At 63.6% G+C, this 17,634-nt stretch carries 12 protein-coding genes; 8 read left to right on the top strand and 4 right to left on the bottom strand.

Annotated features, from left to right (window positions below; translation table 11 throughout):
• Positions 1–149 precede the first annotated feature (149 nt).
• The 5 genes from AYM40_RS27545 to AYM40_RS27525 all read left to right on the top strand — a co-directional run bounded on the left by AYM40_RS27545 (position 150) and on the right by AYM40_RS27525 (position 4,595).
• Positions 150–1,478, top strand: a complete 1,329-nt coding sequence (locus tag AYM40_RS27545) for an aspartate aminotransferase family protein (protein WP_063499290.1) — start codon at positions 150–152, stop codon at positions 1,476–1,478.
• Positions 1,479–1,506: 28 nt separating this feature from the next.
• The gene (locus AYM40_RS27540) at positions 1,507–2,061 is read left to right on the top strand and encodes a carboxymuconolactone decarboxylase family protein (RefSeq protein ID WP_063499289.1); all 555 of its coding nucleotides are present in this window, start codon (positions 1,507–1,509) and stop codon (positions 2,059–2,061) included.
• A gap of 261 nt (positions 2,062–2,322) precedes the next feature.
• Entirely contained in the window at positions 2,323–2,748 is a 426-nt protein-coding gene (locus AYM40_RS27535) for an OsmC family protein (RefSeq protein WP_063499288.1), read from the top strand.
• 213 nt (positions 2,749–2,961) lie between these two features.
• Positions 2,962–3,816, top strand: a complete 855-nt coding sequence (locus AYM40_RS27530; RefSeq protein ID WP_063499287.1) for an isocitrate lyase/PEP mutase family protein — start codon at positions 2,962–2,964, stop codon at positions 3,814–3,816.
• A gap of 503 nt (positions 3,817–4,319) precedes the next feature.
• Positions 4,320–4,595: a YodC family protein gene (locus tag AYM40_RS27525; protein WP_063499286.1), complete on the top strand. Its 276-nt coding sequence runs from the start codon at positions 4,320–4,322 to the stop codon at positions 4,593–4,595.
• Positions 4,596–4,608: 13 nt separating this feature from the next.
• Here the strand turns inward: AYM40_RS27525 and AYM40_RS27520 are convergent, their stop codons facing one another.
• Entirely contained in the window at positions 4,609–4,920 is a 312-nt protein-coding gene (locus AYM40_RS27520) for a superinfection immunity protein (RefSeq protein ID WP_063499285.1), read from the bottom strand.
• A gap of 175 nt (positions 4,921–5,095) precedes the next feature.
• On the opposite strand from AYM40_RS27520, the gene AYM40_RS27515 reads away from it, so the two are divergent.
• Positions 5,096–6,559, top strand: a complete 1,464-nt coding sequence (locus AYM40_RS27515) for a M20 family metallopeptidase (RefSeq protein WP_063499284.1) — start codon at positions 5,096–5,098, stop codon at positions 6,557–6,559.
• A gap of 475 nt (positions 6,560–7,034) precedes the next feature.
• The gene (locus tag AYM40_RS27510) at positions 7,035–7,922 is read left to right on the top strand and encodes a crotonase/enoyl-CoA hydratase family protein (protein ID WP_063499283.1); all 888 of its coding nucleotides are present in this window, start codon (positions 7,035–7,037) and stop codon (positions 7,920–7,922) included.
• A 144-nt stretch (positions 7,923–8,066) separates the two neighbouring features.
• On the opposite strand, the gene pdeR is transcribed toward AYM40_RS27510, so the two are convergent.
• Positions 8,067–10,070 carry a cyclic di-GMP phosphodiesterase gene (gene pdeR, locus AYM40_RS27505; RefSeq protein WP_063499282.1) on the bottom strand — a complete coding sequence of 668 codons (2,004 nt, stop codon included), beginning with the start codon at positions 10,068–10,070 and terminating at the stop codon, positions 8,067–8,069.
• Positions 10,071–10,279: 209 nt separating this feature from the next.
• Positions 10,280–14,791 (bottom strand): DEAD/DEAH box helicase, encoded by a 4,512-nt coding sequence (locus AYM40_RS27500; RefSeq protein ID WP_082855339.1) that lies wholly within the window; start codon positions 14,789–14,791, stop codon positions 10,280–10,282.
• A 324-nt stretch (positions 14,792–15,115) separates the two neighbouring features.
• Between AYM40_RS27500 and AYM40_RS27495 the strand changes: the two genes are divergently transcribed.
• Positions 15,116–16,165: an aldo/keto reductase gene (locus AYM40_RS27495; protein ID WP_063499281.1), complete on the top strand. Its 1,050-nt coding sequence runs from the start codon at positions 15,116–15,118 to the stop codon at positions 16,163–16,165.
• A 109-nt stretch (positions 16,166–16,274) separates the two neighbouring features.
• Here the strand turns inward: AYM40_RS27495 and AYM40_RS27490 are convergent, their stop codons facing one another.
• Positions 16,275–17,594, bottom strand: coding sequence for a cation:proton antiporter (locus AYM40_RS27490; protein WP_063500741.1), 1,320 nt, complete (start codon positions 17,592–17,594; stop codon positions 16,275–16,277).
• Positions 17,595–17,634: the final 40 nt, after the last annotated feature.

Here is a 17,634-nt window from a genome sequence, read left to right as displayed (position 1 = left end):
TCAGGTGAGCGGTGAGCCGTACGACATCGGCTACCGGCTGGGAATGACGATGGCGATCCCCTTTTGCACGAACGTTGCGCTCTGGTTGAGGTTCAATCTGCAGCCTCGCGCCTGAGCAGCCGTCGCCCATAGAAAGGAAAGGGAAAACCATGTCCACCGTATTCCATCGCTCGCCGAAGCAGTCACTGCCGGTGGCTGTCGCCGGCGACGGCATCGAAATCGTCGATTCCACCGGCAAGCGCTATATCGATGCCTCGGGTGGCGCGGCCGTCTCGTGCCTCGGCCATAGCAATCAGCGCGTGATCGACGCGATCAAGCGTCAGGCGCAGCAACTGCCGTATGCGCACACGTCGTTCTTCACCACCCAGGCCGCGGAAGAACTCGCTGACCGTCTGGTGGCGAGCGCGCCGCAAGGGCTCGAACATGTGTACTTCGTCTCGGGCGGCTCGGAAGCGATCGAGGCGGCGCTCAAACTGGCGCGGCAATATTTCGTCGAGAAGGGCGAGTTGCAGCGCCGTCATTTCATCGCGCGTCGCCAGAGCTATCACGGCAACACGCTGGGGGCGCTCGCGATCGGCGGCAATGCGTGGCGGCGCGAGCCGTTTCTGCCGATCCTGATCGAGGCGCATCACGTGAGCCCGTGTTACGCGTATCGCGAGCAGCGAGCGGACGAGACCGAAGAGCAGTTCGCGCAGCGTCTCGCAGATGAACTCGAACAGAAGATTCTTGAACTCGGCGCCGACACGGTGGCCGCATTCGTGGCGGAAACGGTGGTGGGCGCAACGGCCGGCGCCGTGCCGCCGGTGCGCGAGTATTTCCGCAAAATCCGCGCGGTGTGCGATCGCTACGGTGTATTGCTGATTCTCGACGAAATCATGTCGGGCATGGGCCGCACGGGCTACCTGTACGCGTGCGAGGAAGACGGCGTCGCGCCGGACCTGCTGACCATCGCCAAGGGGCTCGGCGCCGGCTATCAGCCGATCGGCGCGACGCTGGTGAGCGAGCGGATTTACCAGACGATCGTTGGCGGCTCGGGCTTCTTTCAGCACGGGCATACCTATATTGGCCATGCCACCGCCTGCGCCGCGGCGCTCGAAGTGCAACGCGTGATTGCCGACGACCATCTTCTGCCGAACGTGCAGGCGCGCGGCGAGCAGTTGCGCGGCCGGCTGCGCGAGCACTATGCGCAACATCCGCATATCGGCGACGTCCGCGGGCGAGGCCTCTTTGTCGGCGTCGAACTGGTGCAGGACCGCATCGCCAAAACGCCGTTCGACGCGAAGCTGAAACTGCACGCGGCGATCCGGCGCGAGGCGTTCGCGCGTGGCTTGATGGTGTATCCGATGGGCGGCACGGTCGACGGCAAGATCGGCGATCATGTGCTGCTGGCGCCGCCGTTTATCTGCACCGCACGCGACATCGACGAGATCGTCAATCGTCTGACGGATGCGATCGAAGGCGCGCTGACCGCCATCTGACACCCTTTCCATTTCTGCGAGATCTGCGATGAGCGAGCGTTTGCCTCACTTCGAACTGTCCGATGCCACGCCCGAACAGAAGGCCGTGCTCGACGAGATCCTGTCGGGTCCACGCGGCAATCTGAACGGACCGTTTCTGGGCTGGATTCATAGTCCGGAGCTGGCGCAGCAGGCGCAGCGGCTCGGCGCGTTCTGCCGCTATCGGACCGGCTTGCCGCTGCGTTTGTCGGAGCTGGCGATTCTGGTGACCGCGGCGCGCTGGCAGGCGCAGGCCGAGTGGCATATCCACTATCCGATCGCCCTGGACGCCGGCGTGGCCGAAGCGGATGCCGAAGCGATCCGTCAGGGTCATCGCCCGTCCTTCGCGGACGCCGATGACGCCTTGATCCACGACTTCGCGAGCGAACTGTACGACACCAAGCGCGTCTCGGATGCCACTTATGCGAAGGCGGTCGGGCGCTTCGGCCATCAGGTGGTGATCAACCTGGTCGGCCTGCTCGGCTACTACGCCCTCGTGGCGATGACGCTGAACGTGTTCGACATGCGCGCAGTGGGGCAGGAGAGCCTGCCGTTCGCCGAGTAGGGGCTTGTACCGCCGGGTTTCGCTCCGCGCGCATCATCGAACCGTACGCCGGCATCGTCACGACATTGGCACACGGAAGCGCCTATGATGAAGTTCGGTCCACGCCTGCGCCTCTCGCGCCGCGCGGCACGCCCCGAAGGGCATCTCCTTTGGGGCACTCGCGACCGATGCCGACACCACGAAATCCGGGCTGGGCCGTTGCGGGCGGCATCACGTAGGGTTGAGGAGCGGCGCGAAGCAGGGCACAAACAGGAGAGAGCGATGAAGCGCAAGGCATCAGCAGTCTGGCAAGGCGGCCTGCAAGACGGCAAGGGCTCGATTTCCACCGACAGCGGCGTCCTCAAGGATACTCAATACTCGTTTGCCACACGCTTCGCGGACGGCATCGGCACGAATCCGGAAGAACTGATTGCGGCCGCGCACGCGGGTTGTTTCTCGATGGCGCTGTCGGCGGAACTGAGCAAGGCCGGCATCACGCCTGAACGTATCGGCACTACGGCAACCGTCACGCTCGACAAGGACGGCGGCGGCTTTACGATCACCGCGGTACATCTCGACGTGGCGGTGAAAATCCCCGGCGGCGACAAAGCCGCGTTCGAGAAGGCCACCGCGGACGCCAAGGCGGGCTGCCCGGTGTCCAAGGTGCTGAACGCCACCATTACGATGGACGCGAAGCTCGAAACCTGAGCCCGAGGTTTGTGCACTGCAGACCCATGCGGAGCCGGCTGGCTGGGGTAACCAGGCCGCCGGTCGCCGCTTTCCGTTCATTTCCTTCGTTTGTCACTCATTAGCCGCCTATTAACCGCCTATTAGCCACGCATTTTCCAATTAACGAACCTGACGACGATCCGGCCGCGCGTGGGCGCGGCACGCCGGTCGCCGTCGCCCACGGGACCGTCAATGACAACGCAAACCGAAAAAGCACGGCAATTCCAGTCATATCACGCAGCGGGCGAGGCCTTCATCATCCCGAATCCGTGGGACATCGGCACCGCGCGGCTGCTCGCGCTGTCCGGCTTCAAGGCGCTCGCCACCAGCAGCGCAGGCTATGCGTTTTCGCGCGGCCTGCCGGATAACGCCATCGGCCGCGCGCAGATGATGGTGCACCTCGCCGAAATCGCGGGGGCGACCGATTTGCCGGTCAGCGCCGATCTGGAAAATGGTTTTGGCGACGCCCCGGAAGACTGCGCCGAAACGATCGTGCAGGCTGCGGCGGCGGGCGTGGTCGGTGGTTCGATCGAGGATGCGACCGGCCGCGCGGACGAACCGATTTATCCATTCGAAGCCGCCGTGGAGCGCGTGCGCGCGGCGGCCGTTGCGGCGCGCACGCTGCCGTTTCCGTTCACGCTGACGGCGCGCGCCGAGAACTATCTGGTGGGCCGGCCCGATCTCGACGATACGATCCGGCGCCTGCAGGCTTATCAGGAGGCTGGCGCGGATGTGCTTTACGCGCCAGGCCTGAAGACGCGCGAGGAGATTGCCGCCGTGGTCGGCGCGCTCGACCGGCCGGTCAATGTGCTGATGGGGTTGCAGGGCGTGCTGCTCGGGTTCGACGACTTGCGCTCGCTAGGTGTGCGGCGTGTCAGTGTAGGCGGCTCGCTGGCGCGTGCGGCGTTGGGCGCGTTTCTCCGCGCGGCGCATGAAATGCGCGATCACGGCACCTTCAACTACACGAAAGAGGCCGCCAGCGGCAATGAGATCAACCAGCTCTTCACGGCCGCCGCGCAGAAGTGGGGCAAACAACCGGGCGGGTGACGAACGATGGCGGGTTTGAAAATAGCGGGCGGGTAATCGTTTTCAGCGGCGCCCGCAGAAAACGATTGTGCACGTTAAAACAAAACCGGTTTTGAAGTGGGTGCATTTATCGATAAGTTTTCCGTTCACAGGTAATTCCGTTTGCGCGACAATTGGAATAAACCCGAATGGGGTTTCTCGGCGGCAGTTTAGATATGACAAATGGAGGCCGCATTTTCTACCTGCGGATCGGGTTTGCTGCCGTAAGTCCTACCATCGTGCGGTGCCGCACAGAAGGTTGCCTGGCGCTGTTCTACCGGGTTTTCCCGGTTTTACGGCACTCGCCGGCTTGGCAAAGCTATTCCAGTGCCGGTGAAAACGGTATCAATAAAAAGCACTTGCCGTTATTAATTTCGATTGTTAATCTTGGCAAACTTTTTAGAGTTTTCTTTCGGCAGGTTCTATGTTGCACAGCACGATGCGATGACTTAATTCCGCTCAACGGGTTCCGTAGGGGATTGAATATGCTGACCGCTACCATCGACGTATTCGAAACACCGCCAGCCGCACGCTTCAATGTCGGCGATGTTGTCACGCTGAAGGACGGCGGCCCGCGCATGACGGTGACGTATGCGGGACCGGTGGCGCTCAATCCTGGTGACTGGCTGATTTGCGAGTGGTTCGACGAACAGGGCGAACTGCGCCGCGAGATGTTCGCGCACGAGAGCGTGCGAGCCGAGCCGCGCTCGATTCCTGCTGGCTCGGTGGTGTGGGGCAAAATGGGCCGCCGCGCGGCCTGATTAATTCCTCCCGTTATTTTTCCCTTCGGTCACGCGCCGTAGCACGCCTCTGCACGCGCATCAGGAGCGCCGAGGAAAACGCCCGCATCCCCACGGTCTTTCGTGTCTCTACGATTTCACCTGCCACGTTCTTCGGCGGGTTCGGCTGCAACGCCCAGTAGAGCGCGAGCAGCCAGCCAAAGCCGGTCCAGCCGAGGCACGCATTGAAGAGCGCCAGTGTGAGCACGTCATGACGCTTGCGCCGGTCCGCGAGAATACTCGGCAGAAAATACAGCGCCAGCGCGAGCACCGCTGCGATGGCCTGAACCACAACGTTGCCCCCCATAGCCAGGCTCCCCAAGACGCGATGTATGCCGCGATTGTCGCGCGATTGTTGGCTTTGCGCAGCGTCGCTGGAAACGTTCGCTGTCAGCCTGCCTGTACGGCGAGGGGTTCAGCACATCGCGCATCAGGACTATCATGCACGTTTTGACTGAACAGAACCGCCACGGACCGCCACCATGATCTCCGACGACACGACACAGCAGACTCAGCGCATCAACCAGGACACACTACGCGAATTCGTAGACCGCAAATGGAACGACGAGATCGTGCCTGCGCTCACGGACTACATCGCGGTGCCGGCCAAGAGTCCGGCATTCGATCCCGATTGGGTCAAGCATGGCTACCTTGAACGCGTCATTACCGACGCGGCGCAATGGGCCGAGCAGCAACCCGTGCGCGGCCTGAAACTTGAAGTGGTCCGCTTGCCGGGCCGCACGCCGGTGATTTTCTTCGAAACGGCCGCGACCCGATCGGGCAGCGAAGAAACCATCGTGCTGTACGGCCACCTCGACAAGCAGCCTGAATTCGACGGCTGGCGCAACGACCTCGGCCCCTGGACGCCGAAGCTCGAAAACGACAAGCTATATGGCCGCGGCGGCGCCGACGACGGCTACGCAATCTACGCGAGCCTCACGGCACTGGCCGCGCTGGACGCGCAAGGCATCGAGCGTCCGCGCTGTGTCGGTCTGATCGAAACCTGCGAGGAATCGGGCAGCTACGATCTGCTGCCGTATGTCGACGCGTTGCGCGAACGGCTGGGCAAAGTCGGTCTCGTCGTGTGTCTCGACTCGGGGGCGGGCAACTACGATCAACTGTGGCTCACTACGTCGTTGCGCGGGCTGGTCGCCGGCGACCTCGAAGTCCAGGTGCTCGACGAAGGCATTCACTCGGGCGGTTACGGCGGCATCGCGCCGTCGAGCTTCCGCATCATGCGGCAACTGTTCGACCGTCTCGAAGACTCCGCCAACGGCACGCTGTTGCCGAAGGGGTTTCATGTCCAGATCCCCGCGGACCGGTTGCGCGAAGCGGAAGCAACCGCCCGGATTCTCGGCGACGATGTCTGGAAAAAGCTGCCGTGGGCCTGCGGGCAGGACGGCCGTCAGGTGCTGCCCACCACCACCGATCCGCAAGAAGCCTTGCTCAACTCGACGTGGCGTCCGTCGTTGTCGGTGACCGGTGCGGCCGGCTTGCCCGCGCTCGCCGACGCCGGCAACGTGCTGCGTCCGCGCACGGCGTTCAAGCTATCGCTGCGCCTGCCGCCGCTGATCGAAGCGGAAAAGGCCGTCGCCGAACTGAAGGCGCTGCTCGAATTCGACCCGCCTTACAACGCCAAAGTCACCTTCAAGCCGGATGCGGGCGCGGCGAGCGGCTGGAGTGCGCCCGATCTCGCCCCTTGGCTCGCCACCGCGCTTAACGATGCGTCGCGCGCGCATTACGGCGCGGACGTTGCGTATATGGGGCAGGGCGGCACGATTCCGTTGATGAACGTGCTGAAATCGGGCTTCCCGAAGTCGCAGTTCATGGTGTGCGGCGTGCTTGGGCCGAAGTCGAACGCACACGGACCGAACGAGTTCCTGCATGTGCCGTACGGCAAGAAGCTGACCGCGGCCGTTGCGCAGGTGATCGCCGCAGCGCCTTGACGAGCGTGTCGCCTTGACGTTTCCTGCAACAGCGTTGCGGGTGAGTTGCAGGTGAATCAGCGGGCGCTCTGGGGCGCCCGCGTTTGAATATGCAAATTGAATACACCTGAATACACCGTCTGTTAGCCCACAAATAAGAAAACAACCGTCGGCAAGCTCTATTTTCGATTGCATTGCCTAATCGAAGACCATTTCTTTTTCTTTCAAATCCGGCAAGAAATTCAAGCTTTGCTGGTTCGCTAATCGGTGGCGGCGACATGCTCATTTGCGGGCAAATTTCGCCGCTCTTCAGTGCGCAAGCGTTCGCGTCCGCAGCATCTCTCGACCCGCGGCATACCGTCCCGCGACGCGCCGTCTGGCAAGGCTTCGCGCGCGCGTTGCATTCATCTGTTGCTTATCCCGCTCCCATACGATTCCGGTCTGCTTTAGGCTCGCATTGCAATACCAGTGTTTAACCTTAAAAGGACCGATCAAAATGAATCTACATAATCACCACGCCTGCCGCCCGTTCCTCGAGGCCGGCAATTTGTCGCAAGTCTCCGCTTACTACGAAGAAGGCCGCAATATCATGTGGATGATGCTGCGGGCGCAGCCGCGGCCCTGTTTCAATCTGGATCTGGTGCATGACATTCTGGGTCTCGCGCAGGCAGCACGAGAGTCCGGCTTGCCGATCGACTTCTGGGTGACAGGCTCGTTGATTCCGAGCATGTTCAACGTCGGGGGCGACCTCGATTTTTTTGCTGACTCGATCCGCTCGGGCAAGCGTCAGGCGTTGATGGCGTATGCGCGAGCCTGCGTCGATTGCGTGCACGCGGCGGCACGCGGCTTCGATACGGGGGCGATTTCGATCGCGATGGTTGAGGGTACGGCGCTTGGAGGGGGCTTTGAGGCGGCACTGGCGCACCATTTCCTGCTGGCGCAAAACGATGCGCGCATGGGCTTTCCGGAGATCGCGTTCAATCTGTTCCCGGGCATGGGCGGCTATTCGCTGGTCGCGCGCAAGGCGGGCATGCGTCTGGCCGAGGAGTTGATCGGCATGGGCGAATCGCATACGGCCGAATGGCACTTCGGCAGGGGGCTGGTCGACCAGTTGTTCGAGCCAGGCGACGCCTATATGGCGACGCGTACTTTTATCGACACGCTCAGGCCGAAGATGAACGGCATCCGCGCGATGCTGCGGGCGCGTCAGCGCGTGCTGCAACTCTCGCGCGCCGAGCTGATGGAGATTACCGAGGACTGGGTGGACGCAGCGTTCACGATCGAGGAGAAGGACCTCGCCTTCATGGAGCGGCTGGTGATGCTGCAAAACCGCCGTACTTCGAACCTGCGCCAGACCGCCTCCAGCGCGGCCAATTTCGCCTGAACCAATCTGGGTCTTGACGGCGTCGAGCCGCAGCGGGCGGCCCCCAATCCCCCAATCCCCCAAGGGGACTTCCTTCGGGGTGGGGGACTTCCTTCGGGCCGCCCCCCAAGGGGATTTCTTTCGTCTTCGGGGGCGCGCGCAAGCTCAGGCAATCAGTCTGAGCTTCTGTCGATCCTGCAGCCAGCGTTCGAATTCCGCGGCCGGCATGGCCTGGCCATACAGGAAGCCCTGCACGTAGTCGACGCCCAGCCCCTTCATGAACATCTCTTCCGATTCGGTTTCGATCCCTTCGGCGACCACCTTGAAATTCAGTTCCTGGGCGACCACCACCATCGAGCGCACCAGCGCTTGCGCTTTGGTGTCGACGTTGATCGAGCGGACGAAACTGCGGTCGAGTTTGATGACGTCGAGCGGAATGCGGCCCAACTGCGAGAGCGACGAGTAGCCGGTGCCGAAGTCGTCCAGATGAACCTGAGCGCCGAGCTGGCGGAACTGCTTGATCAGATCGATCGCAGCCGCTTCGTCCTCGATCAGGCAGCTCTCCGTGAGCTCCAGGTCGATCAGGCAGGGATCGAGATTCGCGCGCTGCAGCGCTTCGCTGAAATGCCGCACCACGGCTGTATCGACCAGCTGCCGTGCCGACACGTTGATCGCGACGCGCAGGTCGTAGCCGTCCGCCTTCCATTTGGCGGCCTGTTTAGCCGCTGTTTCCATGACCCAGCGGCCGAGCACGCCGATTAGCCCGGATTCTTCCGCATAGCGGATGAACTCGGCCGGCATGATCTGCCCGCGCTCCGGCGAGTTCCAGCGTACCAGCGCCTCCACGCCCTGCACCGCGCCGGTGGCGAGCACGAGCTTGGGTTGATAGTGCAGCGTCAGCTGGCCCTCTTCGAGGCCGCGCCGCAGATTGGTGTCGAGCCACATGTACTCGGCGACCTTGCGGTCCATGTCGGGCGAGAACACGCGATAGGTGCGCTTGCCTTCATCTTTGGCAACGTACATCGCCGTGTCCGCGGAACGGATCAGCGATTCGAGGCCGTCGCCGTGTTCCGGATACCGCGCGATCCCGATCGAGCAGCCGGTGTAGACCTCGACGAGCCCCAGGCTGAACGGCGTGCGCAGGCGTTCGAGAATGCGCTGCGCGGTGGCTTCGAGATCGTGGGCGGTGCCTTTGGCGGCGAGCACGATGAACTCGTCGCCGCCGAGGCGCGCGAGCGCATCGCCTTCGTTCAGGCAGGTGCTGATGGCCGCCGACACGTCGCGGATCAGCCGGTCGCCGAAGACGTGGCCGTAGTGGTCGTTGACCTTCTTGAAGTTGTCGAGATCGAGGAACAGCACGCCGACCGATTCGCCTGGGTCGGCTTCTTCGATCGCGGTACTGATCTTGTCCTTGATCGCGTTGCGATTGGCGAGGCCGGTGAGCGAATCGGTGTTCGCCAGTTCAGTGAGCCGTTCCTGCGCGAGCCGCTCTTCGGTGATGTCGGTGCCCGAGCAGATCAGAAACTGTTCTTCGACGCCGCTGCCGCTGTGGACAAATTTGTTGCGGAACAGAAAGAGCCGTTCGCCGTGGAGGGTTTTCACGCGCCGCTCGACTTCGTACGAGACGCCGCGATTGAAGAAACCGGTGATGTTCTGGCTCGATGCCGCACCGGATTCGGTGGTCATGAACAGCGCCCACACATTGCGGCCGACGATGTCTTCTTCCTTGACGCCGGTGAGTTCCTCGGCGAGACGGTTGAAGCGTTGTATACGACCATGCCTGTCGACGATGACTACGACCGAATTGACTTCGGAGACGACCTGTTCGGCGAAAGAGAGACCGTGGACCAGGTCGCGCGCGACGGATTCCGTGTCGTCATAGGCCGAGGCGGTGCCGGCCCACGCATTGCTGGCAAGTTTTTTGCCGACGAGGTGCAGGCGCAGCGGTTCGCCGAACAGCCGCACGTCGAGGACGAGGTGCGAGGTGATGCCGGTGAGGCAACGGATTTGCGAGGCCTGCTGGGGATTCAGCGGAATGGCGACATTGGCCGGCACGTCGCCGGTGACAGGCGTGAGTTCCAATGCGTTGCTGTCGTTCGACAGACGCCAGCAAGGGCTGCTTGTGCCGAACTGGGCATAAAGCACCTGGTCGTGTTGGTCGTCGTTCATGAGATCCCCGGGCGATGTGTGCCGATAGGCCCCACCGTAAAGGCAGGTTGGCGGCAAACAGTCTTCATCATACTTAAAGACTGGCCTCATTGTAGCGAAGCGGCTGACGTTCGGGCCCATAAACATTAACGGTCACGATGGTCTTCGGCTTTAGGCGTTTGTTTCGGGCGCGCGCCGGCGCGGAGCGTCGAAAACGCCTCAAAATTGCCTCAGAACCGCCTGGTCAGCATGCTCCGGGCGCGCTCACGCTCCGCGGGAATCGCTTCCACGGGGGCGGCGAACCAGAAAGCCCCTGCTACAAGTGTCGCGACAACCACACCATCGCAATACAAAACCCGATTCCCCGCAACCGCAGGCACCCGTTCGCCGACCAGCAACGTGCCGGCAAGATTCAAAGGATCGGTCCCGGCGACACACACAAAAGCACTATCGTTCGCATGCCGGCGAACCTCCCGCAATAACGGAATTGCTTCCGGTAACGCAAATTGTTCCCCGGCGAGGCCGTTCACAAATCGCCCGCCGCGAACCATGCCGCGCGCTTCGAGCCGCTGAAACACGCGCAACAGATCTCGCCACGGCGGCAACCATTCGGCCTCGCGTTCGAGCAAACGCCAGAACACCACGCCATAACGGCGCAGCAAAGTCATCGCGACATGTTCGAGTACGTCGGGGGCGAACTGCTGACGGCGCGCCGGCGAGGTTTCCGCTGCGCCCGCAACGGGCCGCCGGTTGACCAAGGCCCAGCGCCCCGCGTCGTCCATTCCTCCGATCAATGCGCTCGGCCGGACACGCCGGCTGCTCGCGTTAGCACGATAAGCACTGCGTTTGGCGACGGGTTTCAACAACGCCCGCAAGCCGGCGAAACTGTCGGAATTCACGAGGCCGGCTGCAACCAGCTCGCCCAGCGCGTTCTCCAGTTCCATGCGCAATCCGCCTGCTTCGGTCCGCAATTCGTCGAAGAACATCGCGCCATGTTGCGATAACGTGTCATGGACGCTCTGCGCGCGAGCCGATAGCTCCGCTTGTCTCGACGGGTCGATCAGCGCGCTCCATACGCGCACCTGAGCGCGGGGCAACAGCACGATCGGCGTGCTGCGCACCGGTCCCGCAGCGCTGCGGGAGCGCTCGGTCAGACGGGTCCAGACGATCTTGCCGGTACGGCATAGTTCGTCTAGCGAAATGTTCGCGTACGCCTTTACGCGTGCCGGCAAAATGTCTTCTTCCCATGCGCCCGCCGCGGCCTGAAAACCCTCCAGCTGGTCGAGCACGGCGGCCAGTGCGTCGCGTCCCTCGCTGCGTGTGTCCGGCGTCAAATGCTGCCACTCGAATAGAAAGCGCATGAAGTCATGCCGCTCCACCGGCTCGATCTCGCGTCGCAAGCGTTTCACTGTGTAGCGGTGGATCCGCGCAAGCAAATGACGCTCGCACCATTCTTCTTCGGTGGCGCCCGGCGAGAAGCGGCCGCGCATCACGTAGCCTTCCGCTTCGAGACGCATCAACGTTTGTTCAATGGATGCCACGGGCAAGCTCAGTGCCTCTGCAATCGCGCGCACCGGCAGCGGGCCGAAGCCGGTCAGCCGGGCGCGCAGCACGTCGAGCAGGGCGTCGTCGGCGCTCCATGTGTCGGCGCAGCCCTTCGGCGCGGTGAGCGGTGGTTCAAACGGGGCGTCCGGATAGAGGGCCTGGAAACAGGTCAGGCGCTCGGCGGGCAGCCACAGCGCGTCGCCGGCAGAGATCCGCAGGCGGGTCGCGCGGCCTGATTCGGCGAGCGACGCGAGCCATGCCGGCCAACCTTCATCGTTGCGCGCTTCGGCATCGGTGATGCAGGCGAGGCCGGTCAGCGCTTCGTGCATCTCGTCGACGGTGCGCGCCTGCGGCCATGCTTCGTCGCGCACGCTGTCGATCGCATCGGCGTCGAGCGCGCCGAGGTCGTCGGCGCTCGACGGATCGGTCCAGCGGCGATTCAGCACGGCTTGCGTGCGGCGCTCTTCGATCGGTGCGTCGTCGAGATAGGCGTACGGCCTGGCGTTGAGGATTTCGGCGGCAAGCGGCGAGGGCGCCGGCAAATCGCGGGCGATCAGCTGCACGTCGCCCTGTTCGATGCGGCGCAGTAAAGCCACCCAGCTTGCGCTGTCCATCGCTTCGTGCAGGCAGTCGTCGACGGTTTGGTCCACTAACGGATGATGCGGCAGTTCGCGCTCGCCGACGATGTTCTCCAGACACGCAGCCTGCTCGGGAAACACGCTCGCCAGCAGATCTTCGCTACGCATGCGCTGCAATTGCGGCGGGGTCTTGCGCCCGCCGGTGTAACGCGGCAGGCCGAGCGCGACGGTCGCGTTCCAGCGCCAGCGCACGCCGAAGAGCGGCGCGTCGAGCAGCGCCTGGATCAGCAGATGCTCGGCGCTGTTCGAATGCAGGTAGTGCCACACTTCATCGAGTACGACCGAATGGCTGCCAGTCAGCGAGAGCACGATTGCGTCTTCGGTGGCGGCGGCTTGCAGTTCGAAGTTGAAGGTCCGGCAAAAACGCTTGCGCAACGCGAGGCCCCACGCGCGGTTCACGCGGCTGCCGAACGGCGCATGGATCACGAGTTGCGTGCCGCCCGATTCGTCGAAGAAGCGCTCCATCACGAGCGTGTTTTGCGTAGGCAGCACGCTGAGCACGGCGCGTGCGCGGGCGAGATAGTCGACGATCTGGCGGGCGGCGGCTTCGTCGAGATCGAGGGTGTCGATCAGCCAGTCGGTTGCGCGTTGGAGGCGCGCGGTCATGACGTCGGCATCGGCCTCCTTCCCATCGAGCAGGTGCCCAATCTGCTCACGCAAGCGCGCGACGCCGAACGACAGTTCATCGCTGCGCCCCGGCGCCTCGCCGAGCCAGAACGGAATATTCGGCGGTTGCCCCTGCGCGTCCTCGACCCGCACACGGCCGCTCTCGATCCGCAAAATCCGATATGACGCATTGCCGAGTTGAAACACATCGCCGGCCAGACTCTCGACGGCGAAATCTTCGTTGACGGTGCCGATATTGATCGCCTGCGGTTCAAGCACCACCGCATAGTCGGCGTTCTCGGGAATCGTGCCACCTGACGTCACGGCGACCAGTTTGCCACCGCGCCGGCCACGCAAGGTGCCGCTCACCACGTCGCGATGAATATAGGCGCCGCGCGGGCCGTTGCGGCTCGTATAGCCAACGGCCAGCATGCGCAGCACGGCGTCGTATTGCTCGCGTTCGAGGCCGGCGTAGGGGGCTGCGCGCCGCATCATCTCGAACAATGCGTCTTCGCCCCATTCGGCGCTCGATACTTCGGCCACGATCTGTTGGGCGAGCACGTCGAGCGGTGCGCGCGGAATCCGTAACGCGTCGAGTTCGCCACGCCGCACACAGTCGAGCAGCGCCGCGCATTCGATCAGATCGTCGCGCGAGGCCGGAAAAAGCCGGCCCTTGGGCATGCCGCCGACATGGTGGCCCGAGCGCCCTACGCGTTGCAAAAATGGCGCAATCGCGCGCGGCGAACCCATCTGGCAGACCAGATCGACGTCGCCGATATCGATGCCCAGTTCCAGCGAGGCGGTGGCGATCAGCACCCGCAACTCGCCGCGTTTCAGGCGCTGCTCGGCGTCGAAACGATGCTCTTTGGCGAGGCTGCCGTGATGCGCGGCGACCACGTCCTTGCCCAGACGCTCGGTCAGATGGCGCGCAGCGCGTTCGGCCATGCGGCGCGTGTTGACGAAGATCAGTGTGGTGCGATGCATCGCCACCAGTTCGGCGAGCCGGTCGTAGACGCGCTCCCACACTTCGTTGGACATGACCGCTTCGAGCGGCACGGGCGGAATCTCCAACGCGAGATCGCGCTCGCGGATGTGCCCCACGTCGACGATCGCGCAGTCTGCGGGAATACCGCTTTCGATGCTCGCGCCGCCCACCAGAAAGCGCGCTACAGCGCTGACCGGCTTTTGCGTCGCCGACAGGCCGATCCGCGGCAAGCGCCGCTGACACAGCGCGTCGAGCCGTTCGAGGCTGAGCGCCAGGTGACTGCCGCGCTTGCTGCCGGCGAGCGCATGTATTTCGTCGACGATCACCGTGCGCACCGTCGACAGCATGCGGCGGCCGGAATCCGAGCCGAGCAGGACGTACAGCGATTCCGGCGTGGTCACGAGAATATGCGGCGCGCGTTTTTTCAGCGCGTTGCGCTCCTGCTGCGTGGTGTCGCCGGTGCGCACTGCGGTGCGGATGCCGAGCGGCGGCAGGCCGCGCGCGTCGAGTTCCGCGGCGATGCCTTGCAACGGCACTTCCAGATTGAGGCGGATGTCGTTGGAGAGTGCTTTCAGTGGCGAGACGTAGACCACCAGGGTTTCGTCGGGCAGGACGCCGCCGTTGGCAAGGCCTTGGTGGACCAGTTCGTCGAGCGCGGACAGGAAGGCGGTGAGGGTTTTGCCCGAACCGGTGGGCGCGGCGACCAGGGTTGAGCGCCCACGGCGAATCTGCGGCCAGGCGGCAGCCTGGGCGTCGGTGGGGGCAGGGAAGGTCTTCAGGAACCAGCCGGCGACCGCCGGATGGAAGTCTTCCAGCGCGCTAGCCGGTAGAGGGTTAGAAGCGGGGTTAGGAATGGGGTTAGAAGCGTGATCCGAAGCGGCATCTGGACCCGCTTGCAATACCGGGTCAAAGCCCGAAGAATCAGAGCGCGCGCCTAAGGCGGTGGCGGATGTCGAGGCCGAATTCATGTTGGCACAGATGGGGGCGCGGCGTGGCATATCCAGAGGGCGGCAAGCGCCGGCCTGTTACGACGATCACCGATCAGTCTGGCAGGTTTTTACCGGCTTTGCCGACGCTTGCCGGAAACCCGTATGGCGCCTCGCTTGCAGAGGACCAAGGCGTTTTTTCGAGCGGAGTTTGCGGCCACAGTTGCCGTGCGAACCATAAGGGCTGAAAAAAACATGCGTTCGCCGGGTGGCCGCTCAGAACCCACGCCGGCTCCTGCCGAAACTTGCCAGGTGCAGTACTCTATATGGCTCACTCATCCACGAATCCATGACGGAGTCTCGACGATGCGATACAACCAGTTAGGCCGTACCGGTGTGTTTGTTTCGGAGCTATGCCTGGGCACGATGACCTTCGGCGGTGGCGAAGGCATATGGAAGCAGATCGGCGATCTGCAGCAGGGGGACGCGGAGCGGCTGGTCGGCCGGGCGCTCGACGCGGGCATCAATTTCATCGACACGGCCGACGTCTACGCGGAGGGCCTGTCCGAACAGATCACGGGCCAGGCGCTGAAGAACCTTAAAGTGCCGCGCGACAAAGTTGTGGTCGCAACCAAAGTATTCGGCCCGACGGCAGAATTCCCGAACGCACGCGGCGCCTCGCGCTATCACATTATCGACGGTGTCAAGGCTAGCCTGAAGCGCCTGCAACTCGATCACGTCGACCTGTATCAGATCCACGGTTTCGATCCGGCCACGCCGATCGAAGAAACCGTGCGCGCGCTCGATACGCTGGTTCAGCATGGCCATGTGCGCTATGTCGGCGTGTCGAACTGGGCCGCGTGGCAGATCGTGAAGGCGCTGGGCATTTCGGAACGCCTCGGCCTCGCGCGCTTTGAAACGCTACAGGCGTATTACACGCTGGCGGGCCGCGACCTCGAACGCGAACTCGTGCCGATGCTGCGCAGCGAAGGTCTTGGACTGATGGTGTGGAGTCCGCTCGCGGGCGGCTTGCTGAGCGGCAAATATGGGCGCGAACACCAGGGCGAAGCCGGTAGCCGTCGCACGACGTTCGATTTTCCGCCGGTCAATCGCGAGCGCGCTTATGACTGCATCGACGTGATGCGTGGTATCGCGGAGGTGAAGAAGGTGTCGGTGGCGCAGATCGCGCTCGCGTGGCTGCTGCATCAGCGCGTGGTCACCTCGGTGATCGTTGGGGCGAAGAAAATCGAGCAACTCGATGACAACATCGCCGCCACTGGCGTCACGTTGGCCGCCGACGAGCTTGCGAAGCTCGATCAGGTCAGCATGCTGCCGGCCGAGTACCCAGGCTGGATGCTGGAACGCCAGGGCGAGGCGCGCCGCAAGCAGCTCGAGGAGGCGCGTCATCCGCTATGACGCGTGTCGGAGGTTGCCTCGCCAGCGGGGCCTTGTCCCATGGCGAACCGACGCCCGGGACCAATAGCATGAAGGACTCGTATTCTAGCGAGGTCGACTGCGGGCATCGCTACTTTTCGCTGCGGCGCACCCTGTGATACCAGTTCATCAGAGGCGTAGCCGAGACGCCATGAATCACGACCGAAGCCGCGACGACCGCCAGCGCGAGCGGCGCCAGTGGCGCGACGTCGGACGCCGGGCCCTGTTCTAGTGCGTACGCCAGGTAGTAAAACGAACCGATACCACGGATGCCGAACCAGCTCATCAAACGCCGCTGCGTATGCGTCGCGTTAGACCCCAGCAGAGACAACTCCACCGACACCGGCCGGACGAAGGCGAACAGCGCAACCGTGAGCGCAACCGTCTGCCAGGTGAACAGCGGCGCTTGCAGCGTGGCGAGCACATTGCCGACCATCGCCATCACCGCGACCTCGGCGATGCGTTCGAGCTCGATTGTGAAGCCGAGTACCGACTCCGTCATATACGCGTGCGCTTTGCTCGGGTTCGCCGCAGTCGCTTCGACGTCTTCGGAATCGACCGTGCCGATCGCCTGGCGCGGTGAAGCGCCGCCGCTCGCACGATGTTCGACGCGGCGCATCGCGACGCCCGCGGCGAACACCGCCAGAAAGCCATACGTATGCACGAGTTGCGCGGCGCCGAATGAGAGCTCGATCAGCCCTAACGCAAAGAAACCCTCGAGACCGAGCGCCTGCGCATGACGCGTACGCAACCAGGCGACCGCATGCGTCGTGACCCAGCCGAGCAGGCCGCCGATTGCAAGCGCACCGACCACGCCCCATATCATGCCGCCGGCGAGCCTGAAGGTCAGCACGTCGCCGGCCTGAGCGGCGGGCGCCGCGCACAACGCGAGGCCGAGCATGACGAAGGGAAGTGCGATGCCGTCGTTCAGTCCGCCTTCGCCGGAGAGCGCGAAGCGCAGCAGGTCGTGATCGCCGGGATTGTGGACCTGGACCTCGTGAGCCAGCACCGGATCCGTTGGCGCCAGCATCGCCGCGAGCAGCAGGGATGGCCCCCAGCCAAGCTGCAATCCGTACACGCCGAACAGCGCGAGCAGCGCAATGGTCGCGAGCATGGCGAGGAAGCCGAGACGCAGCGGCACGGTCCACAGCTTCTCGAGTACGCCGAGGCGCAAACGCAGGCCGATGGCGAACAGCGAGACCAGCAGAGCGACTTCGGTGATGATTCGCAGCAGACGTGCATCGGCGACCATATCGAGGCGCAACAGGTCCATGCCTGGCGGCCCGAGCGCGTAGCCGATGGTGAGATAGAACATGGCGGCGCTAACAGGCAGCCGTCGCAGCGTCGTCGCCGCCACGCCCATAAAAACGAGCACGGCGCCGACGATGAGAAACCACAGTGTTTCGTGCATGAACATCCGTTGGGGCCGGCATGCGAACAACGCATGCGCG

The sequence above is a fragment of the Paraburkholderia phytofirmans OLGA172 genome (assembly GCF_001634365.1).
Classification (GTDB): Bacteria; Pseudomonadota; Gammaproteobacteria; order Burkholderiales; family Burkholderiaceae; genus Paraburkholderia.
The sequence above is the reverse complement of the archived record's forward strand: the minus strand, read 5'-3'. Positions and strand labels throughout refer to the sequence as shown.

Bases quoted from the DNA above. Each gene is read 5' to 3' on its own strand.
- AYM40_RS27545 (WP_063499290.1), top strand. From the start codon at position 150: ATGTCCACCGTATTCCATCGCTCGCCGAAGCAGTCACTGCCGGTGGCT.
- AYM40_RS27540 (WP_063499289.1), top strand. From the start codon at position 1,507: ATGAGCGAGCGTTTGCCTCACTTCGAACTGTCCGATGCCACGCCCGAA.
- AYM40_RS27535 (WP_063499288.1), top strand. From the start codon at position 2,323: ATGAAGCGCAAGGCATCAGCAGTCTGGCAAGGCGGCCTGCAAGACGGC.
- AYM40_RS27530 (WP_063499287.1), top strand. From the start codon at position 2,962: ATGACAACGCAAACCGAAAAAGCACGGCAATTCCAGTCATATCACGCA.
- AYM40_RS27525 (WP_063499286.1), top strand. From the start codon at position 4,320: ATGCTGACCGCTACCATCGACGTATTCGAAACACCGCCAGCCGCACGC.
- AYM40_RS27520 (WP_063499285.1), bottom strand. From the start codon at position 4,920: ATGGGGGGCAACGTTGTGGTTCAGGCCATCGCAGCGGTGCTCGCGCTG.
- AYM40_RS27515 (WP_063499284.1), top strand. From the start codon at position 5,096: ATGATCTCCGACGACACGACACAGCAGACTCAGCGCATCAACCAGGAC.
- AYM40_RS27510 (WP_063499283.1), top strand. From the start codon at position 7,035: ATGAATCTACATAATCACCACGCCTGCCGCCCGTTCCTCGAGGCCGGC.
- pdeR (WP_063499282.1), bottom strand. From the start codon at position 10,070: ATGAACGACGACCAACACGACCAGGTGCTTTATGCCCAGTTCGGCACA.
- AYM40_RS27500 (WP_082855339.1), bottom strand. From the start codon at position 14,791: ATGAATTCGGCCTCGACATCCGCCACCGCCTTAGGCGCGCGCTCTGAT.
- AYM40_RS27495 (WP_063499281.1), top strand. From the start codon at position 15,116: ATGCGATACAACCAGTTAGGCCGTACCGGTGTGTTTGTTTCGGAGCTA.
- AYM40_RS27490 (WP_063500741.1), bottom strand. From the start codon at position 17,594: ATGCACGAAACACTGTGGTTTCTCATCGTCGGCGCCGTGCTCGTTTTT.